We start from the raw sequence: 447 nt of genomic DNA on the forward strand, positions 1-447 counted from the left end.
GGTTGTAGTCGATGAACAGCCGCTCTCCCCGCTCCTCCTTCCACCACGACGTGGTCACCGCATCGGGGGCGCGCCGCTCCACCTCGCGGGCCAGGGCGATCCCGGCCCGGCGCACCGCGATGAAATCCCAGTCGGTCAAGATCGGCAGGAAGATGTGCACGCCGCGGCCGCCGGAGGTTTTCGGATAGCCGACCAGGCCCAGCTCGTCGAGAAGCGGCTTGAGCACATCGCAGGCGACCGCCGCGGCCTCAGCGAACCCGGTGCCCGGCTGCGGGTCCAGGTCGATACGCAGCTCGTCGGGGTGTTCGGTGTCCGGGCACCGAACCTGCCAGGGGTGCAAGGTGATCGTGCCCATCTGCGCGGCCCAAGCGATGGCCGCCGGGTGCGTCACCTTGAGGGCGTCCGCGGTTCGGCCGGACGGGAAGGTGACGACGCAGGTCTCCAGGT

The 447-nt window shown here is 70.0% G+C and carries 1 protein-coding gene; it reads right to left on the reverse strand.

Annotated elements, in window-relative coordinates; all coding sequences use genetic code 11:
- Positions 1-447, reverse strand: a 447-nt coding sequence (gene ligD, locus RNB18_RS52105) for a non-homologous end-joining DNA ligase LigD (RefSeq protein WP_449657662.1), incomplete at both ends; no start/stop codon positions are given.

Source organism: Streptomyces doebereineriae (assembly GCF_031845645.1).
In the GTDB taxonomy this organism is placed as follows: Bacteria; Actinomycetota; Actinomycetes; order Streptomycetales; family Streptomycetaceae; genus Streptomyces; species Streptomyces canus.